The sequence below is a fragment of the Peribacillus sp. SIMBA_075 genome, assembly GCF_046534585.1.
This window is the reverse complement of record NZ_JAWRYN010000003.1, coordinates 98,499-118,023: the sequence shown is the minus strand read 5'-3', so window position 1 is coordinate 118,023 and position 19,525 is coordinate 98,499. Positions and strand designations below refer to the sequence as shown.

The 19,525-nt window shown below is 37.5% G+C and carries 13 protein-coding genes and 1 pseudogene; 8 read left to right on the top strand and 6 right to left on the bottom strand.

The annotated features are described in order from the left end of the window. Nucleotides 1–46 precede the first annotated feature (46 nt). The 3 genes from SB775_RS03905 to tagD form a co-directional block, all read right to left on the bottom strand. A complete protein-coding gene (locus SB775_RS03905) occupies nucleotides 47–1,084 on the bottom strand; it encodes a C40 family peptidase (protein WP_410860585.1) in 1,038 nt (345 codons plus the stop codon). Nucleotides 1,085–1,434: 350 nt separating this feature from the next. After that, nucleotides 1,435–2,598: a CDP-glycerol glycerophosphotransferase family protein gene (locus tag SB775_RS03900; protein WP_410860583.1), complete on the bottom strand. Its 1,164-nt coding sequence runs from the start codon at nucleotides 2,596–2,598 to the stop codon at nucleotides 1,435–1,437. Then, entirely contained in the window at nucleotides 2,591–2,989 is a 399-nt protein-coding gene (tagD, locus tag SB775_RS03895; RefSeq protein ID WP_061465620.1) for a glycerol-3-phosphate cytidylyltransferase, read from the bottom strand. The genes SB775_RS03900 and tagD overlap by 8 nt, the downstream gene beginning before the upstream one ends. Nucleotides 2,990–4,093: 1,104 nt before the next feature. On the opposite strand from tagD, the gene SB775_RS03890 reads away from it, so the two are divergent. From SB775_RS03890 to tagH, 5 genes and pseudogenes are all read left to right on the top strand, one after another. Beyond that, nucleotides 4,094–7,423, top strand: a complete 3,330-nt coding sequence (locus SB775_RS03890; protein WP_410860582.1) for a CDP-glycerol glycerophosphotransferase family protein — start codon at nucleotides 4,094–4,096, stop codon at nucleotides 7,421–7,423. Nucleotides 7,424–7,513: 90 nt separating this feature from the next. Beyond that, nucleotides 7,514–9,052, top strand: a complete 1,539-nt coding sequence (locus tag SB775_RS03885) for a glycosyltransferase family 2 protein (protein WP_410860581.1) — start codon at nucleotides 7,514–7,516, stop codon at nucleotides 9,050–9,052. 235 nt (nucleotides 9,053–9,287) lie between these two features. After that, nucleotides 9,288–10,493, top strand: a pseudogene (locus SB775_RS03880) (CDP-glycerol glycerophosphotransferase family protein); the annotation flags it as partial. A gap of 3 nt (nucleotides 10,494–10,496) precedes the next feature. Continuing rightward, complete coding sequence (locus SB775_RS03875) at nucleotides 10,497–11,294, top strand: ABC transporter permease (RefSeq protein WP_318683384.1); 798 nt, start codon at nucleotides 10,497–10,499, stop codon at nucleotides 11,292–11,294. A 17-nt stretch (nucleotides 11,295–11,311) separates the two neighbouring features. Then, entirely contained in the window at nucleotides 11,312–12,109 is a 798-nt protein-coding gene (tagH, locus tag SB775_RS03870) for a teichoic acids export ABC transporter ATP-binding subunit TagH (RefSeq protein WP_061465616.1), read from the top strand. 37 nt (nucleotides 12,110–12,146) lie between these two features. On the opposite strand, the gene SB775_RS03865 is transcribed toward tagH, so the two are convergent. Genes SB775_RS03865 through SB775_RS03855 form a run of 3 tightly spaced genes read right to left on the bottom strand, consistent with a single transcriptional unit; the run spans nucleotide 12,147 to nucleotide 16,296 of the window. Next, nucleotides 12,147–13,313 (bottom strand): glycosyltransferase family 4 protein, encoded by a 1,167-nt coding sequence (locus tag SB775_RS03865; RefSeq protein WP_410860580.1) that lies wholly within the window; start codon nucleotides 13,311–13,313, stop codon nucleotides 12,147–12,149. Between the two features lie 24 nt (nucleotides 13,314–13,337). Then, complete coding sequence (gene murJ, locus SB775_RS03860) at nucleotides 13,338–14,861, bottom strand: murein biosynthesis integral membrane protein MurJ (RefSeq protein ID WP_410860579.1); 1,524 nt, start codon at nucleotides 14,859–14,861, stop codon at nucleotides 13,338–13,340. Nucleotides 14,862–14,865: 4 nt separating this feature from the next. After that, nucleotides 14,866–16,296, bottom strand: coding sequence for an O-antigen ligase family protein (locus SB775_RS03855; protein WP_410860578.1), 1,431 nt, complete (start codon nucleotides 16,294–16,296; stop codon nucleotides 14,866–14,868). A 111-nt stretch (nucleotides 16,297–16,407) separates the two neighbouring features. On the opposite strand from SB775_RS03855, the gene SB775_RS03850 reads away from it, so the two are divergent. The 3 genes from SB775_RS03850 (at nucleotide 16,408) to SB775_RS03840 (ending at nucleotide 19,399) form a co-directional block, all read left to right on the top strand. Continuing rightward, nucleotides 16,408–17,151 (top strand): WecB/TagA/CpsF family glycosyltransferase, encoded by a 744-nt coding sequence (locus SB775_RS03850; protein ID WP_089361981.1) that lies wholly within the window; start codon nucleotides 16,408–16,410, stop codon nucleotides 17,149–17,151. A gap of 18 nt (nucleotides 17,152–17,169) precedes the next feature. Beyond that, nucleotides 17,170–18,273, top strand: coding sequence for a glycosyltransferase family 4 protein (locus SB775_RS03845; protein ID WP_410860576.1), 1,104 nt, complete (start codon nucleotides 17,170–17,172; stop codon nucleotides 18,271–18,273). A gap of 76 nt (nucleotides 18,274–18,349) precedes the next feature. Next, nucleotides 18,350–19,399, top strand: coding sequence for a glycosyltransferase family 4 protein (locus tag SB775_RS03840; RefSeq protein WP_089361979.1), 1,050 nt, complete (start codon nucleotides 18,350–18,352; stop codon nucleotides 19,397–19,399). Nucleotides 19,400–19,525 lie beyond the last annotated feature (126 nt).

Here is a 19,525-nt window from a genome sequence, read left to right as displayed (position 1 = left end):
TCTCTTACATGAACTTCGGCTTTAAGAGAAAGTCTGCAAGTAAATCCTATAAACTTCTATAACCGATGATTCTGCTCTTGAAATAGGAGTTTGAAGTAGAAGTGATTTCTACTCCCTTACTTGTTGAGGCATGAATGAACTGCCCGCCGCCCAAGTAGATTCCCATATGGCTTACAACTGATTTATTAGAACCCGTTGCAAAGAAGATAAGATCGCCACTTTTCGGTGAAGTAACCCTTTTACCCATATCATAATATGTGGAAGATGATAGCCTGGAAACTTCATACCCGGCCTTTTTGAACGTATAGTAAATAAATCCGCTGCAATCGAAACCTGATGGGGAGGCGCCCGCCCACGAATAAGGTGATCCAATTAATTTCTTTGCTTCGGAAACGAGTGCGGTTACTTTGTTCCCGGAACTTGGGGCTTCCACTTTTCCATCATTTTTATCTGCAGGGGCTGTACTTGCCGATTTACCTAATTTTAGTTTTTGTCCAACTCTGATTAAATCGGATTTTAACGAGTTGTTAGATTTAAGCTGAGCTACAGTCAAATTGGTTTTTCTGGAAATTCCGGAAAGTGTGTCACCTTTTACCACAATGTATGTAGCTGAATTCGCTGGGGTCTGTGTAACATTGGATGGCTTGGAGCTGCTGGGTAAATCAATGGTAGTGGTAGTGGTTGATTTAGATACGATAAGTTTAGCACCTGCATAAATTCTATCGGATTTTAAGTTATTCAATTTCATCAATTCAGCAAGTGTAAGGTTATGCTTGTTTGCTATCCTTGTTAAGGTATCACCTGAAACAATGGTATATGTGGTATTTTTTGTTTTTTTCACGGAAACTGAAGAAGCATTTGATGTTGTTTTGGAGTTGGATGTAATTAATTTTTGATTAATTTTCAAAAAGTCTGTTTTTAAGTTGTTAAGCTGTTTTAAGTCTTTTACTGTCGTATTATGCTTCTGTGCAATTTTACTTAGGTTATCGCCGCTTTTGACTGTATAAGTACTGGCAAGGGCAGGAGAAACAAAAGTCGAAGATAAAATGGCTAATGTCGAAAATGCGACTATACTTTTTTTCACGGTTTTCCACCTCGAATATGTCTTTTTCCCTATTCTAACAAATGAAAAGGGTTAAAAAATATTACATTTTTGTTACAAGGGGAAAATAGTAGTATTTTACTGGTTTATATTGGTTAGGTTTGAGAGGTGTAATCTACAATATTTTCTATATTATGAGTCCTTTCTCACAATGTGGCTTCGTGCTTTCCTATTTGTCAATCCCTGTAAAAATAGCGCTATTTTTAGAATGTTCATTTCCTGTCCCATCTAACTTCACATTGAGAAGGGATTTCCTTCTTTTTATGAGGGGTTATTGGATATTCTGCCACTTAACATTAAAAACCCACTTCATTTTACAAAGTGGGTTGATTTTATTTAAAAAGGAAATCAACTAAATTCCTACTTGAATTTCCTGTAGAGTATTGATTCCATTTTTGGTTAAAGGGAGCAATCTTCATTAATGATTGATCTGCTACCCGTATTTTCCCTAAAAGCTCTTCAGTGGTAGATACCACCGGTCCGGGCATGGAAGAGGCGTAATCCTCCCAAAATCCCCGTTCCTTCACATACTTTTCTAAGTCATATGCAAAGAATATCATTGGTCTTTCCAAAAAAGAGAATTCAAATGGAATCGAAGAGTAATCGGTTATTAAAAGATCCGTACTGATCAGCAGTTGATTTACGTGAAATTCACTTTTGACAGGGTAAACGAACCCTGGGAATTTATGTTGTAGATCATCCCCCGTTTTTACAGCTGGATGTAGTTTAAGTAATAACGCATATTGTTCGTCCTTTAGTTCCTTGTAGAGCATTTCCAAATCGAGTGCAATCTCTCCGTTGTTCAAGCCGTCATTACGAAATGTAGGGGCGTATAAAATGATTTTCTTATGCTCAAGTTCTGGATATTTGGCTAGCAACGAACTGCGTGCCGTTTTTTTTGATTCATCATTGAAAAAGAAATCAGTCCGAGGTATCCCGGTTCTTAGAATATGGGATGTCGGCAATTGAAAACTTTCTTGATAAATTTCCGCCATTCTCTCTGAACCTGACGTAACATAATCAAATTTTTTATATACCTCTAAAAATCTTGTTCTTGCACGGGCAGAGCGGTTTTGAATGGAAGGGTCTTTTGCCCCGAATTGCTTAACGGCACCGGCCGCATGCCACACTTGAACACATTTCACTTGCTTTTTGAATCCAATGGCTGAAAGAAAGCCAAAATAATTATCAATGATGACCCATTTTGATGTAGCAAGGTGATAAATTGATTGGATCATGGCAATGATATTATTAGATTCAAACGGAAGGACGATGGTTTTTCCATCGTCCTTCACTTCTATATGACTGCTCGGCTTCATTAAAAATACTTTTTGAATAGGAATGTCCTGCTTGTCCATTTCATCCGCTATATATTGGCAGTTGTCCCCGAATGATGTGACAAAGGTCGTTTTATCACGTAAAGGGAAAAGTTTAAAGATAGAGAATAAAACCTTAAAACAAAAAAGGTAAATTCCTATCGCGAATTCTTTAGCCATTAGTAACTTGTAAAAGGTCATCTTTAATTTGGGATGTAGAAATGCCAATTGTTCTTGGAAGGTAGACCACTTCACAAACTTCAGATAATTCATCGAATTGGCCTTTCCAGTCATCTCCCATTACAAAGATATCTACACCTTCACGAAGGATGTCTTCTCTCTTTTGTTCCCAATTGTCTTCCGGTATAACCTCGTCCACAAAGCGGATTGATTCAAGGATCATCTTCCTGTTTTCAAAGCTATGATAAGCCTTTTTATCTTTTAATGCATTGAATTCATCCGTGGAAATGGCAACGATAAGATAATCCCCTAAATCTTTAGCACGTTTTAATAGATTGATATGACCCCAATGAAGTAAATCAAAGGTTCCATAAGTGATTACTTTCTTCATTTTTATTCCTCCTGTAAGACTCTTTATTTCCTTAATTAAATTAGGATATATATTTGGACTATTAGAATATTAAATGAAACAATAAAACAGGTAACCAGCTTTTCAGGGCATTCAGCTTTTTGCTTAAAGGCAAGACAAATGCGTTTTTAAGTAAGTCTTTCTCCTATTAATTATAACTTAATAGTTTTACAAATAAACCACAATTTTTTTACAAATAAACCACATTTATTTAATTTAATGATAATTGTAGATATTAATTTTTAAGCTATAATTAAATGTTGACTAAGTTGTATTATTCTGGAGGGAATATTAATGTGTCCATACAAAATATTTTATATTGAAATAGATATTGTATGGTTTATATTGAATAGTATTTAATATAATTTCAAACACACACCACTCTTATTACTTGAAGTCAAAGGTGATTGCTTAACAAAATTACAAAAAAAATATTATTCTTGCTGTAATTAGAATAAGCCATTCACATTAACCACATGTAGGTGAGAACATCATAAAATCCATGTTATATAATATAGAAGTTGAAAGTGTCATTAAAAAATCTAAATTCGATCTATAAAGGCAGAGGATGAGTCATGTATAGACTCTAAACCTACCGGAGAACATTTTATAGACCCATTTAGCCTATTCCTGTATTGAAAGCGTTAACTATGATGTTAAGAATGCTCCTATGCTATTAAGCATCTTGATTTTGCTATACCCTTTCTATTCTGGCTGGCAACGGAAGGACATGCAAATGATTTTTACGTTAGTCCTTCCTTGGCAACGAACACATTGTGCTCAAGGGGACAGTCATTGGCTTGTAGAACTTGGTCTTTTAGCCGATTGAAGTAAAGGTGTTGTTTTCAACCCAAACGATATCAAAAAATTAAGATATGTAATATTCGATGTAAGCTGCAAGTGACTCACATTTAAAGGTTCTATTAGGATAAGCTAACCAATAATGTCCCATTTTGTATATTCAAGGCGATTTGGGTAATATATGAACATTTCACCTGATATTGAGGAAAAACCGAAAAAAGTTTATGATTTTAAAGTGCAATGAAAGATTCATTTATTTAAATAATTTGTTATAGGTGGTCTAAAATGATAAAAAAGCTTCTTAGAAAAAGGAAAGCAAGAAAAACCCCTAAAATTAAGTTGAAACAAGTTCTGTCCATTGTGCAAGAGGAAAATACGCTCTTTATAAAAGGTCAATTTTCAAAAGAACATTATTGTGCGAAAGAACTATGGCTGTATTCTAGGGGAAATGAAGATCAAAAATTTAAAATAGCGGAATCGGTGGTTTCACATAAATTTGAGTTTGAAATAAATCTAATAGATTTAATCCGAAAATTAGAAGATGAACCCCATTCTGTTTATGACTGTTATATCAAAGTTTCCGTTCCAGTTGAAAATCTAAGCAAAAAATCAATCCTTAATATTGAACATAAAGCTGAATATGTAGAAGTATGCGAACAGGTTAATATTGAATATCCAATTCGTCTAGGGCGTTTTCAGGAAACATACACGAACAATTTAGGTTTTTATACCTATGAAGATAAACAAAGTATATTCTCTATAACCAATAAAGGGAATTTATCTCTTTATATCAATAAGGCCCCTGAAATTTCGATTAAGTCTCAAATCGAAAAAATCACCAACAAGTCGAAGACAATGCACATTAGTGGTCAAATCTTCACCAAGAATTCAAAGATAATAAAAGGTGAGAGCCTAGTAAAAGGCAGGCAAAGTGACAAAGAATATCAGGCAAATATATCTTTTATTCATAATAAGGAAATGAATATTAAGAAATATGGACTGAATCGATATATATATGATATGAATTTGGATTTAGAACAATTGGTCAGTGTGGATTTGGAAGATGATGTATATGATATTTACATGAAATTATATTTGCATGATCAGGAAGAGCCGAAAATGATACGCGTCGGAAGACCAACCACCAGAACTAAAATATTCACTAAAAAGACCGATGTTATCTCGGGTAATGGAGTTGCTATAGTCAATCCATACTATACCTTTAAAGCAGCTAATTTATCTTTGGAAGTGTTTACCTTCCCTACGGAAACATATCGATACTTAAAAAGGATGATGGGGTGGAGGCGATTTCTGGGTTTATTTAAAAAGAAAAAGGATGTCTGGATTATTGGAGAAAGAACTTATAAAGCCCAGGATACTGGATATCATTTTTTTAAATATATGAGAGAAAATCACCCTGAAAAAGAAGTGTATTATGTAATAGAAGAAAGTTCTGTGGAAGCTAAGAACGTCGAGCCCTTTGGAAATATACTTTATTTCAAGTCAAAGGAACATATTAAAAAGACAATGGAATCAACACGTATTATTTCATCACATCATCCAGATTATTTATATCCTTTAAGAACATCTGAATTTAAAAATCGTGTTAAGGGTGTTAAGGTGTTTCTACAGCATGGTGTTATGGGTACTAAGAATATGGTGGCAAACTACGGGAAAAAGGCAACCTCTGGTTTTAGTACGGATGTTTTTCTAGTAAGTTCAGACTTCGAAAAGGATATGATCGTAACTGATTTTGGGTACAACGAAAAAGAAGTATTCACAACGGGACTGTCAAGGTTCGACTCGCTGTTTAAGGATGATGTTTTAATAAAGCGGCAATTATTGATCATTCCAACATGGAGAGATTGGATTACATCCGATGAAATATTTTTGGAAAGCGAGTATTTTGAAAGGTATCAGAAATTAGTGAATCACCCGGTTTTACATGATTTATCTAAAAATAATGGGTTTGAAATCATTTTTTGCCTTCACCCTAATATGCAGAAATTCACGTCTTATTTTAAAGATGCTCCAGTTAGGGTAATTAGTCAGGGTGAAGTGGATGTCCAAAGATTAATTAAGGAAAGTGCGATTATGATTACGGATTATTCAAGTGTAGCTTTTGACTTCAGTTTTCTGCATAAACCGGTGATTTACTATCAATTTGATAGAAACCGTTTTATAGGGAAAAGACCGTCACATTTGGATTTGGATAACGATCTTCCGGGTGAAATCGTTGATGAATTGGATGAATTGTTAGGTGTTTTAGCCGAGTATGCCAAGTCTGATTTTGTCATGAAGAAAAAGTATATGGACAAGGCTGACCGTTTTATTAAATATCGCGATGTTCATTCTAATTCAAGGATATTCGAAGTGATTCAACATGCTGAAAAAGATCAAAATTCACTAAGTAAATTATATAACCATCCGGTTGTTAAACTCTTTGTTAATCGATTTAGGAAAAGTAAAAAGTATTTCCCTGTTATGAAAAATGTATATAAAATTATGTCAAGGCTTATCCCGGTTGACAGGAATCTTATTCTTTTTGAAAGTGGAATAGGAAAACAATTCGCAGATAGCCCCAAGTATATATATGAAGAGCTAGTGAAAAGGGACAATAATTATAAAAAAGTTTGGGTGTATAATGGTAATTTACCGATAAAAGGAAAGAATACGAAGCTGGTAAAACGTTTAAGCCCGGAATACTATTATTATTTAGCTAAAGCCGGCTATTGGATAAATAATCAAAACTTCCCTACCTATCTAAGCAAAAGGAAGGAAACGACTTATATTCAGACTTGGCATGGTACCCCTTTGAAAAAAATGCTATTTGATATAGAAAATATACAAGGAAGAGACGATGGGTACTTAAATCGGGTTCATGGTGCAACGAGAACTTGGGATTATTTAATATCACCAAGTCCATATGCGTCCAAGGCCTTCAGAAGTGCTTTCAAATACGAAGGAGAAATATTAGAAACGGGCTATCCAAGAAATGATTTATTTTATAGGGAAGATGCTTCAATGATCGCCAAGTCCGTGATGGAAAAACTGAAGCTACCAGCAGGAAAAAAAGTCATCTTATATGCTCCTACATTTCGGGATAATCAAACATCTAAAAGTAATAAATTTATTTTCGAGTTGAAATTTGATTTAGAAAGAATGAAAGAAGCACTTGGAAATGAATATGTCCTATTGTTAAGGATGCATGTTGTTATAAGTAATAATCTCAGCATCCCGAGTGAATTTGAGGATTTCGTTATAAATGTATCCAATTATTCAGATATACAGGAACTTTACCTGATTTCTGATATATTGATTACTGATTATTCTTCAGTAATGTTCGATTTTGCTAATACCGCTCGTCCGATTTTGTACTACACTTATGATATGGAAGATTACAGAGATAACATCCGTGGATTCTATATGGACTTTGAAAAAGAAGCACCAGGTCCTTTTTTAAAAACAACTGAAGAGATTATCGAAACTATTGGCGATATTGATGAAATAAACAAGCAATACAAAAAGAGATATAGTTTATTTAGAGAGAAGTATTGTGGAATAGAAGACGGTAAAGCTACACAGAGAATCGTGGATAAATTTTTTGATGATTGATTCCTTAAAGGGTATTTTTGCTTTTAAGTAACTGGTAAACTGGCTGCCTAATCGAAACATGTGCCTCTACACATAAAGGAGAGGAACCGTATGAATTTTTTGGTGCGTCAAAAAGCGAGGGAACTTTTAAAGAGCGGCAATATTCAAATAAAAAATAATCCTTCAAGCTTAAGAAATAAATTTTTAGGAAAAGTTAAAAAAGTCACTGTAGTTACTGCTGCTTTTAATGCTGAAAAATTCATTAGAAAAACGATTGAATCAGTAATAAATCAATCCATGGGTATATATCAGATTGAATATATAATTATAGATGATTGTTCGACTGATGATACCGTTAAAATTATTCAGGAGTATGCAGCTAGATATAAAAATATATGTTTAGTTTCCCTTCAGGAAAATAATGGGTCACCTGGGACCCCCAGAAACATTGGAATAGAACTGGGAACATCTAAATATATAACTTTTTTGGACGCAGATGACTGGCTTGCTCCTGATGGACTGGAAAGCCTCTATAACATCCTGGAGGAAACAGGTGATGATTATGTAGTGGGCAAAACGGTAAAAGTCGAATCTGAGTCAGAGACTGTTATTGGTGAGTTTGCTTCTATTAAAGAAAGAAGAAGCATTACCCCATTGGATGTTCCGCACTTTTTTTATCATATGGGTCCAACGGCCAGAATGATGAATTTGTCTATGGTTAAAGAAAATGAAATTGGTTTTCCAAATATGAAATTCGGTGAAGATAAATGGTTTTTTACGGATGTTTTCTTTAAAGTCAGAGCAGTTTCAACTACTAAAAAACCTATTTATTATGTCAACAGAACTTCAGAAAATCCATATTCTTTAACACGTGTTACGAATGTGTTAGATAAAAGAAAAGCGGATGTCGAAATAATAAGGTATATTCAATCCAAGGATATAGCCATTGAATTGAAAAGAGTGGCCCTTAACCGGATTTATGAGTACGATATTGTAAAAACGTTCGACAGTCAAACTTTTGTGAAATCCAAGAAAAAAGAAGATTTTATAGAAGTATTAAGGGATGCTGTCGAAACAACGAAAAACCTGTCATATGACTTTAAGAATGAATTTAAAGTCCCTATCTATAAATTTGCCATTGAATTATTCATGGCGGATCGTATTGATGATTTCATAAGGTTATTTGAATGGTTAAAGCAAGATGCTAATAAAAAATATCTTATTAAAGATTGTTTGCCTTATTATGAACTTCCATTTCTGGAAGGTGTTTATCGCTTCGTAAGGATACCGATGCTTGCTCGTGCAATAGATTCTTATGTTATCGATAATGTCTACCACCAGAGTTTTGAGATTTATGGTGATGATATAAACAACATAGAGTCTGTATTAATACGTGATAGAAAAAGAATGGACAATGAAATCAACTGTGAAGTTCGAATAGAAGGTAATAGAGGTCATTTTACTGTTTCATTAGATGAAATTGACCGAATGGAAAAGTCATTATTTACAGTGTTCATTCGATACAATGATTATCAATTGGTGAATATTAAAAGAATCCTGAAAAATAAGATGGCGTATAATAACAAAAATGTGGAGTTTTATACAACAGTGGCAAATAATTTGGGACTAGCTATAAAGTCTTTGGAGTAGCTGTTAGAGGTACACCAAAAATAAGCTCTCCCCTTTATTGGGCGAGCTTATTTTTAATTTGATATATTTGAGAAGAAGTTTGATGATGATTGTATGTAGTAGGTTATGGGGATTGTGTTAATAGGCATAACACAAAGAAAGACAGTGCTCCACGATTAATTATAATCATTATTCAATTATTACTAATTAATAAAAAGGGAGATCAGATATGTCAAATGAAACAATACAAACCTCAAAGAGACCTTCCTTTCTATCGCTATTAAAAAATGGGGCTAAAGCAATTATTTTAAGAGGATATAAAATGGCTTTTGCAATGGTAGGGCAAGTATTGCCAGTGGATCATAAGCTTGTAATATTTGAGAGTTTTTTAGGAAAGCAGTATAGCTGTAATCCACGAGCGATTTATGAATACTTGCAGAGTCACCATCCTGAATATAAAATGTATTGGAGCGTAGATAAAAGATATAGTGCTCATTTCAAAGAGGCAGGCATTCCGTATCTCAATCGTTTTTCATTCAATTGGCTGCTTAAAATGACCAGGGCCCGTTATTGGGTAACGAACAGCAGGCTCCCGCTTTGGATTCCGAAGCCGAAGCACACAATCTATTTGCAAACGTGGCATGGGACGCCATTAAAGAAACTTGCGGCAGATATGAATGAAGTACACATGCCTGGAACAACGACGGATAAATATAAAGAAAATTTCCATGCCGAATCAAGTAAGTGGGATTATTTAATTTCACCGAATGCTTATTCAAGTGAAATTTTTGCCCGTGCCTTCAATGTCGATACTTCTAAAATTCTCGAAACTGGTTATCCGCGCAATGATATACTTTACAATGGGAATAATCGTGATACAATCGACTCATTGAAACAGAAGTTGGGTATACCAATAGAGAAAAAGATCATTTTATACGCCCCTACTTGGAGGGATGATGAGTTTTATAGCAAGGGAAAATATAAATTTGAAATAAAACTGGATTTGAATCGAATGAAACAGGAGCTGGGGGATGAGTATGTCATTTTGCTCCGTCTTCATTATTTGGTTTCTGAGAACTTGGATTTAACAGCTTATCAAGGATTCGCCTACAATTTATCCAATTACGAAGATATTAGTCATTTGTATCTTATTTCGGATTTATTAATAACCGACTATTCATCCGTATTCTTTGATTACGCAAATTTAAAGCGGCCGATGCTTTTCTATGTATATGATATTGAAAATTACAGGGACAAGCTTCGCGGGTTTTACTTTGATTTTGAAAAGAATGCGCCAGGTATGTTAGTAAAAACATCTGATGCGGTCATTGATAGTATCAGTGCAATCAAATTTGAAAATAACAATGAGTTCAATCACTTTCACGAACGGTTTTGTGCCCTCGAGGATGGCCAGGCTTCACGCCGTGTCGTAGAAAAAGTGTTTTTAGGAAGGTCTGTGTAATATATGAGTTCAGCTTTGACCGTTTTAAAAGAACAAATCAATAATTTTTATTTGGTAAGGCGTTTATCTGTTTATGAGGTGAAAAGTGCCAACAGTAATAACTATCTGGGAATCCTATGGGAAATCATCAATCCGATGATACAGATTGCGATTTATTGGTTTGTATTCGGATTTATAATCTTAAATCGCGGTGAACATTTCCTTCCATGGCTTATGGCAGGGATCGTTGTCTGGTTTTTTGTGAATCCTTCAATAACCCAAACGTCCAAATCCGTCTTTTCCCGACTGAATATGGTATCCAAGATGAGCTTTCCAATGAGTGTCATTCCTTCGTATGTCATTTTTGCTAAGTTGTATCAGCATCTTGTGCTGCTGGGGGTCATTATCATACTATTAGGTTTTACTGGATACCTCCCTACAGTTTACATCCTACAACTGCCGTATTATGTTGTCGCGACGGTTGCGCTGTTATTTTCATTTGGCTTAATCTCGTCAACCTTATCAACCATTATTCGTGATTTTCACAATATGATCGTGTCATTAATGAAAGTCTTGTTTTATTTAACACCAATCCTTTGGGTATTAGATGCTAAAGATCATCCAGTAATCGTTAATATCATGAAGCTGAATCCTCTATATTATATTGTGGATGGGTATCGAGCTTCGTTATTGGGGGAATCATGGTATCTAATAGTGAATTGGGAATATACGCTATATTTCTGGGCAGTCGTAATCGTCTTCTTTTTGATAGGTTCCTCGCTGCATGTTAGGTTTAGAGATCGCTTTGTTGACTTTAAGTAAACTGGAAGTGAGAAAAATTGGAAAAATCGGTAATTGTCAAAGATATAACGAAAAAGTATAAATTATATAATAAAAACTCGGAAAAATTATTGGATCTCCTTTTACCTAAAAGCTATGGGGAAGAGTACTTTGCTCTGAGAAATGTAAGTTTTGAAGCGGAAAAGGGCGATGTAATAGGATTTGTCGGGGTCAACGGATCCGGGAAATCAACATTGTCCAATATTATTGCAGGTATTATCCCGCCTACGGATGGAAATGTCCAAACTAACGGGAAAACGGCTTTGATTGCCGTTTCATCGGGCCTGAATAATCAGTTGACGGGCAGAGAAAACATTGAGCTGAAAATGCTTATGCTCGGATTCGATAAAAATAAAATCAAAGAACTTGAGCCTGAGATCATTGAGTTTTCAGAGCTTGGCAAGTTCATTGACCAACCGGTGAAATCCTACTCAAGCGGTATGAAGTCCAGGCTTGGTTTTTCCATTTCCGTGCATATTGATCCAGATATCCTGATTATTGATGAAGCCTTATCGGTCGGGGATAAAAACTTTGCTGAAAAGTGTTTGGAGAAAATGAACGAATTTAAGGAAAAAGGCAAAACGATGTTCTTTGTCAGCCATTCAATCGGTCAGATGAAGAAGTTTTGCCAAAAGGCTCTATGGCTTGAATATGGAGAGTTAAAAGCATACGGTGCCATGAACGAAGTAATGCCGCAATATGAAGCATTCTTAAAAGAATATAACGCCATGTCTAAAAAAGAACAGAAAAAGTACCGTGAAGAACAAATGAAAAGACGTAGTTCTACACTGGTATGATAGTGAAAAGCAGACCCGGTCATCGGGTCTGCTTTTTTTAGTTAAGCACTTCATCATAAGTTTTCTCAAACCGCTCGGCAGCTGTAAGGTGGGAGTATTCGCTTTCCATTTTATATCTTGCTTTCGTAGCTAACATTGTTGCATATTTAGTGTCATTAAGCAGAATAGAGATCGCTTGTGCAAGTGCTTCTATATTTTTTTCCTCAACTAACAGACCATCTTCACCATCAATGAGAATCTCCTTTAAACCTCCGATTGCACTTGCAATGACGGGTGAGCGGCAACTCATCGCTTCTAATGCAGATATGGAAGTCGCCTCTTCCACCCCGTGGGAATGAACACTTGGGATGAGTACGATATCCGATGCTTCATAGAGGCTATGCATTTTCTCGAAAGGCACTGAACCTAAGAAAAGTACGGAATCGGATAATTTGAGCCGTGCTGCCGCTTCCTCAAGCCGGGTTCGCTGTTCTCCTGTACCCGCATAGACCAATACCGTTTCAGGATGGTTTTCCAGCACCTCCGGCAGAGCAAGGAGCGGGTAGATGACACCGTTCTTTTCCGTCATTCTTCTAGGGACGAAAAGCATCTTTTTATGTAGGGGGATTTGAAAATCCTGACGGGTTTGCTTCCGCTTTTCCGTTTCCCGTTTGAAAGCTGACACGTCAATGAAGTTCTTGATCGTTTCCGCCTCTATATGTGCCAAATGATTTATATAGTCTTTGATCCTTTGATCGACCGTCACAACTTTTGCAGCAGACTGATAGGCTTTTCTTTCAAGCTCCCGAATGATTAAATCTTCTTCACTGTCCGGAAGGAGGGCGCCCCTGCTGACTGCTTCGAATGAATAATACCCATGGACAGTTTGTACCGTTGGAATCCCGGATTCAATGGAAGCAAGCGTTGCGAAAATGTCTTGGGCATTAATGACATCATAGTTTTTTTTCAAGCTTTTAATAGATGAAGCCAATAATTTTTGGCGCTGTTTGTCATTGAAAAGCTGACCGCTCCCTTGTTTTACTTTATTCAATAAAAAACCGGGAGCCTGGGCGAGCATCTTCCTCTTGAAAGGGGGCAATTGAGAGAAAGATAATATGTCCACATTATGGCCCCGTGACATTAACCCCTTTTTTAACGTAGTGATATGACTTGATAGCCCTCCTTCATGAGGGTAGTTGAAAATCGTCGTGATTAATATGTTCATAATGGCACTCCTTCTTCTAATTTATTACTTTGATCTTATCCTTTTCATTACTTGCAGGCTGCTTACTTTAAAAAGCATGGCTAATGCGAAATATAATCCGAATACCAAAAGCGATATGATCACTAATTCCATAATGATGGGGAACGTTTCGGTAAGCGGATGGACCCAGAGCGCAAGTCCGAATATGATGGTTCCGATGATGATCAGCTTGCCGCTTTCCTGAAAAACATCCCTGAAAGCGGCCTTGTCCGTTCTTTCTGTCTTTAACCATAGGAAGCCGAATAGGTAGAGAGATTGCAGGAGCATGGATATCCCTGTGGCTAAGGCAATTCCGCCGACACCAAGATAACGTGATAGGAACCAGCTGAGCAGGACATTAAGCAATACGGCGAACAGGCAGGAATACATGGCCACTTTTGTTTTCTTTAAGGCATAGAAGGCGTTCATCAAATAATCCCTTAATGCAAAGAATGGGAGGGAAGCTGAATAAAAGGTAAATGCATTATAGGTCGTTTCGGTGGCTGAAGCATCGAAAGCCCCGCGTTGGAAAGCCAGAGTGATTAAGCTGTTTCCGCTGATTAACATGACGATCATGAAAGGAATGGCTAAAAATAAAAGTGACTTCAGACCTTTTAAGGTCAAATTAAGGAAAGATTGATAGCCTATAAGTGCCCGCTCGACGATTGTAGGATACAATACGGTAATCAACGGCGTGAGGACAATGCTTAATGGCAGCCACAGCAGCCGATTCGCATAGTTCAGAGCTGATACGCTTCCGGTTTCGAGCGAGGTGGCAATGATCCGATCGACGACACTATTCAATTGGATCGCCAAAGCGGCGATGATAATCGGGTAAAAGGTGTACAGTGTTTGAACGATCTGCCTTTTATGAGGCAGGAAAGAGACGATGGGCCGGATTCCGAATCTCTTTAATGATGGGTATTGAATCAGGAACTGACTGGCCGCACCGAACACAAATCCCCAAGCCAGCCCTTCAACCCCAAAGGGAGCAGCGAACAAAACGGTGGCTGCTATAATGACCGTGTTTTGTGCAGTCGAAGTGAGTGCTGGAAGAATAAAACGCTTATTCGCATTCAGGACTCCCGTCGCCATGTATGAAAGTGTGAAAAATAGTAAACTTGGCAGCATGATCCGGGTCAGGGACTCCGTCAGAGCAAGTTCCGAATCAGAGAAACCGGGGGCTACCATTATGACGAGCGGCTTTGTGAAAATCATGCAGGCAATGGTCATTAATCCGGCTATCAACATAAAGAAGGAACCTAAAACACTGATGAATTCATCAGCTTTCAAAGGGTTATTCGCCTTCTTTTCCAAGTAAATGGGAATGACGCCTGCCTGAAGACCGCTGCCGAGGGCCGTAAATAAAATGGTTGGTATGAGGCTTGCCACGAAAAAAACATCTGCCATTGACGATGCACCGAAATAGGCGGCAATGATCGATTCCCGCCCGAATCCGAGGACTTTTCCAATGGCTGCAATAATAGTGACGAGCCCGACCGATTTAATTACATGTGAAAGAGTAGGCATATTTTCAATCCTTTAAAGTGATATCCTTTTGTAAACAGAAACCTAAACAACTATAAAAAAATAGTGTAAACGTTTTATCTTCTAGAATATTGTAAAAAAGTCCTGCTAGCAATGCTGCTAACATCAGGCAGATAGTAAATACCGTTAAAGTGCCATTTCTCGATTTAATGATTTTACGGTAGGTAAAAAGAATGAATGCAAGTACCGCGAGAAAACCCAGCACCCCAGTTTGAACAAGAATTTGGATATATTGATTATCGGTATACATCCTTTCACCAATTTTGTATTCCTGATAGATTGGTGAGGAAAAGGAAAGGGTGGCAGAATCTCCGAAGGTTGCTAGCCCTGTGCCCATTATGGGATGATCTTTGAAAATTTCAAGTCCCTTGATTAGGACATATAATCGGCCCCATTCTGTACTTTGGTGAAGAGTCGTATTAGAGAACATTTCAGAAAATCGATTGGAAAGGGCATGTTCGTGTTCTGAAGTGGGAGTGCTGCCAATTGCCATATTTTCCATGGGAACCGATGCGGATACCTCCACTTTACTTGAAGCGAATAGAACAGGGTAATAAATCAGAAGCAGGCCGAGACCGAATGCGCCTACAGCATATTTGAGAAATGATTTATTTCTAGTCCAAATTATAAACACGAGCGCCGCGAAGCCGAATGCAATCATCGTACCCCGTGAATAGGTGAGCAGTAACGTACCAGAAAGTAAGATGGACGCTAGAAAGACGAAGGGTTTATATTTTTTCAGTGACTGAAATAGAAAGAAACTAAGGAATAACTGAATGCTTAAGAATAAGGCAAATACATTAGGGTTGGCAGGTGCTCCATAAATCCTCATCCGGTTAGTTGGAGAAAGATTCCACATTTCCCATTCATGGGGCAGCAAGATCGTACGTGAAAAGATTTTCTCCAATATGCCATGCAGGCAAAGAAAAATTGTAAATATTAGGATTACCTTCAAAAAGCGAAAGATATCCTTTCTTTCTAGATTTAATTCACCGATAATGTAAAGAAGTAAGAATGTAACAAGCAATGCCCGGAGTTCGAATAGGATGGGGAAGATACCCACTCCGTTTAGGAGTCCAGCTACTGCACCCACAAAACAAAACAACCAAAATGGCACAGTAAAATGATATTTAGAAATTTGCCATTCGTATTTCTTGAAATTTTCCATAAGCAAAGAAATGAATAAGGTGAGGATGATCAGATCACCTGTATAGGTTAAGCCGCTATTCAGTTCCATCAATAAGGGACGGGCAGGGAAGTAAATGAATAGAATTAATAACAGGTTTTTTTTATTTATACCGATAAAAACGAGCATTAACACCGTTGCCATGTAACCGGTGATAGGGTGAGGCACTGCTAATGGGACGAGCAGGCACATGATTAGAATGAATAACGATTGTTTTTCTATAAATTTCAATTGATTAACCACCTTTGAATCGAAAATCACGTTCTTTGATGTGTATGAAAAAATTTCTTGAATAATACCCCACCCTTTAGATGTATAGTACATATGAAAGGCTGAAGTGAAATGACAGAAAAGTTTGTTGAGATACTATCCATACCATTCATCGATAGCAATATGGATGAATTCATGAATGGAATGATCTATCCAAGATTAATGAATCAGGAAAAAACGTTTGTCGTTACGGCAAATCCAGAAATAGTTGAGTATGCAAATGAACATCAGGATTATAAGGACATCATTCTATCGGCTGATTACATCACTCCGGATGGCATTGGTATTATTATGGCCTCTAAATGGCTAAATCAACCTTTACAAGAGCGGATTACAGGATTCGACTTGATGAATGAATTATTTCGGGTCGCTGATGAAAAAGCGCTGAAGGTATATCTGCTCGGAGCGGAGGAACAGGTTATTGAAACAGCGGCCCTTAAAGCAAAAGAGCTATACCCTGGCCTCGAGTTGGTGGGATACAACCATGGTTATATCGATATTAAGGACGATAGCCTGGCCAAGTCCATAGCGGAACTTGAACCTGACATCATTTTGACTGCATTAGGGTTTCCTAGACAGGAAAAATGGGTTTCCAGGCATTATCCGTTATTTAAAAAAGGAATCTTCATGGGAGTTGGGGGAAGCTTTGATGTTCTTGCAGGAAAGGTGAACCGCGCCCCGGTTTTCTGGCAGAAGATGCGTCTTGAATGGTTGTACCGACTGATCCAGCAACCTTCACGGTGGAAACGGATGCTTGCTTTGCCAAGATTCGTTTTCAAGGTTAGACGGTTAAGGAAAACGGTCCAGCGTTCCTGAACATAAGGAGTGGAATGGATGAGAGTCTTGCACTTAAACGCTGGCAATGAAACTGGCGGCGGTATGTTTCATATTATGTCCTTACTGAACCAATTGAATAAAGAGGAGTGCTTGCTTGGTGTATTTGAAGATGGTGAACTTTACCGGCGGGCCATGTCTTCCGGGATACAAACCGAACTTTTCAAGCAACATTCCAAATTTGACCTTTCAATTTTGAAACCTTTACGGGACTTTATCCGTCTTAATAATATAGACATCATCCATACCCATGGACCGCGGGCGAATATATATGGTGCCTTTTTAAAGCGCTTCATTAAACGCCCTTGGCTCCTTACTGTTCACAGTTCACCTCATCATGACTTTTTGGGTCAGGGTGTAAAAGGAAAATTGTTTACGGGACTTCATGTAAGGTCATTTAAATATGCAGATCATATACTGGCAGTTTCCGATCGCTTTAAGCAAGGCTTGATTGACCAAGGAATCGACTCGTCCAAAATAACAAAAATCCTAAATGGAATCGACTTTGAAAAGGAATTGCCTTTCCCCTTCCAAAGAGATGATTTTGGGTTTAGGGCAGATGATTTCATCATCATCATGCCTGCAAGGCTTGAACCGGTGAAAGGTCACGAATTTGCCTTAGCGGCATTAAGTGAAGTGGTATCGAAATTCCCCCATGTAAAACTGTTGCTTTTAGGGGACGGGAGCAGGAGAACTGCTTTGGAAGAGATGGTCTCGGAAAAGGGATTATCCGATCACGTGTTCTTTTTGGGGTATCGTGAAGATTTAGAAAGAATCTACCCAATGGGGGACGTCACGTTATTGACTTCCTTAAGCGAAAGCTTTCCACTGGTTTTACTTGAAGGAGCAAGGTCCGGTCTTCCGGCTATCACTAGTGATGTTGGCGGTGTAAAGGAATTGATTCCGGATGGGGGAAAGGGCTGGATTACAGATATAGGAAATGTCGATCAACTGAACTTGGCGATCTGCAATGCTTTAGAATTAAAAAAATCCGGGGACCTGACAAAGATAGGGTCGGATTTACAAAAATTTGCAAAAAACAACTTTTCTATAGAGATTTTAGCCAAAAACGTATATAATGTTTATTTGAGGATGAAAAATTAAAATAAGCATTTATATATAGGTTTTCTTATAGATCGTTACGGGTATTAGATTTTTAGTTGAATTGAGGTGGTTCTTGATGTTAATAGGGGCCTTGTTGGTAGCCTTTTTATTATCCATTTTTTTGACTCCTTTTGTCGGAAAGTTGGCCTTTAAATTAGGAGCTACCGATAAACCGAGTGAGCGAAAAGTGCATAGTAAAATTATGCCGCGCATGGGCGGTTTAGCTATATTTTTGAGTTTTTCCATTACATTCTTAATTTTTACGAATGACTTGTGGGAGCAATTGCCTCTTCTGGTAGGTGCTCTTGTCATCATATTAATTGGAATGGCTGATGATATATATGAATTAAGAGCTGCACCCAAATTCCTTGGCCAGATTTTGGCTGCCCTCATTATCGTATTATGGGGCGGTCTTCAAGTGGAATTCATCAATTTGCCGTTCATTACCGATACACTTGAATTTGGTGTTTTAAGTATACCGATCACCATTTTGTGGATTGTCAGCATCATTAATGCAATCAACCTGATAGACGGACTGGATGGTCTAGCAGGCGGTGTCTCGACAATTGCATTAGTGACAATTGCAACAATGGCCCTTATTAAAGGGGATCTATTCGTTGCCATGGTCGCATTGATTGTGATTGGAAGCACTCTTGGCTTTTTGAAATATAACTTTCATCCGGCAAAGATTTTCATGGGAGATACAGGTGCCTTATTCTTAGGTTACATCATTGCTGTCCTGTCCCTGCTAGGATTTAAAAACGTTACGATGATTTCCTTGATCGTACCGATCATCATCTTGGGTGTTCCCATTTCGGATACATTTTTCGCGATTATCCGCAGGGTCGTCAATAAACAGCCGATTTCGGCTGCTGATAAATCCCATTTGCATCACTGTTTGATAAACTTGGGATTCACTCATAAGCAGACTGTTTTGCTCATTTACGCTTTAGCTGCTTGCTTCGGCTTAGCGGCGATAATCTTTTCATTTGCAACGATGTGGGGAGCTTTGATCCTTGTAACCGGACTCCTGCTGATCATAGAGATATTTGTGGAGAAAATCGGTTTGGTCAATTCAAACTATCAACCATTGCTGAAGATGCTCAACTTTAAAAACAAGCCATAATGCTTTGCAAATAGATTAATAGATTTGAATAGATGAAAAGCCTCCAAACGTTACTATAAACGGTTGGAGGCTTTTTTCTTCTATCGGTTATCCCTGACTTGGAAGTGGGGTAAGAATTTCAGAAGT